At 70.6% G+C, this 1348-nt stretch carries 2 protein-coding genes; one reads left to right on the plus strand and one right to left on the minus strand.

All coding sequences use genetic code 11. The annotated features are described in order from the left end of the window. Positions 1 to 247: hypothetical protein (locus tag AWB92_RS31110; RefSeq protein WP_206601305.1), on the minus strand; the 247-nt coding region annotated here is incomplete at its 3' end. A 121-nt stretch (positions 248 to 368) separates the two neighbouring features. Here AWB92_RS31110 and AWB92_RS19975 point away from each other — a divergent pair. Then, positions 369 to 1348 (plus strand): hypothetical protein (locus AWB92_RS19975; RefSeq protein WP_085188754.1); only part of this gene is annotated, 980 nt, incomplete at its 3' end.

The following is a 1348-nucleotide window of genomic DNA, read 5'->3' on the forward strand; positions in this document are numbered from 1 at the left end:
CTCCGCCGCCCCCGCCCCCGCCGTCGACGACGACGACGCCCCCGGCGGCCCAGACGACGACGCCCACCACGACGGTGCCGATGACGACGCAGTGGATCCACGTGCCGCTCCTGCCGGTGCCGATACCGGTTCCCGTGCCCGCAAGCCAGGCGCCCCAGCCGCCGCCAGCGGCCCCGCAGTATCCGGGAAACTCGCAAAATCCGTTCCTGAGTCCGGGGTATTGATCGCGCCCTGTGACCTCCGTCAATCACTGCTGAATCGAACGAGCGCATCCGGCCGCACGCGAGTAGCGTGGTGTCACCCAGGTCGGGCGGGGTCTGTTTTTTGGTGCCCTCTTTTGAGGGTGTCGGACGACCTTGGAGGCGCAAGTGGAAATTGTGCTCGGGGTGTCGATGGCACCCACGATGGTGCGCTTGGTCCTCATCGAGGGCCAGAACGCCGACGGCGTCACGGTGGAAGAGGACCGCTTCGCGGTCGCCGCCGGCGAGGACTCGGAAAGCTCCGCGGCGGCCGATCAAGTAATCGCCGCGATCGTCGGGACCCGGGAAGGCGCGACGGCGAGTCACTGCCGGCTGATTTCGACGGGGGTAACTTGGACCGACCCCGCCGGCGTCGGTGCGCTGCGGGATGCGATCGCCGCGCACGATGTCGGCGCGGTCATGCTGGTCTCCCCGTTGCTCGCCGCGGCCGCATTGGCTCAGACCGTGGGCGAAGCGCTCGGTTACGAGCACATCGCGATGTTGTTCATCGAGCACGACAGCGCGACGTCGGCGGTCGTCGAGGTGGCCGACGGTTCAATCGCCGATCTGCACCGGCAGCAGATTCTGGGCGACATCGGCGACGAACTCCCCGCGATGGTGGCCGGGCTGGACCGGCGGGCCGAGGGCGTGTTCGTCGTCGGCTCCGGGACGGGGCGCGGCGACGACGTGTTCGCAATCAAGGCCGCGCTCGAGGCTGTGACGGCGCTCGACGTGATGGTGCCGGAGGAGCCGGACATGGCGCTGGCCCGCGGGGCCGCATTGGCATCGGCGAACGCGCCGCTGTTCGCGTCGTCGACGGCGGCCCAGGCCTACGCACTGGACCCGGGCACCGGCGAGGTGGATTCCCAAGCGGTCACGTCGACCTACCTCGACGTCTGGGGCGACGCCGGCCCAAGCGATGGCGCACTGGCCTACAGCGCCCTCGAATTCGGGGCGGAGGACGGCGCGAGTTCGCGCGGGCCCTTCGTGCTCGCAGGCAGCGCGCTGGCCGCGATCTCGGCCGCGGCTGCGGGTGTGATGGTGGTTTCGCTGGCGTCGGACACGCATCCCGCCCCAGCCCCGCAGCCCACCCCGGGCGCCGTCGCCGC

The sequence above is a fragment of the Mycobacterium sp. IEC1808 genome, from assembly GCF_002101935.1.
Classification (GTDB): domain Bacteria; phylum Actinomycetota; class Actinomycetes; order Mycobacteriales; family Mycobacteriaceae; genus Mycobacterium.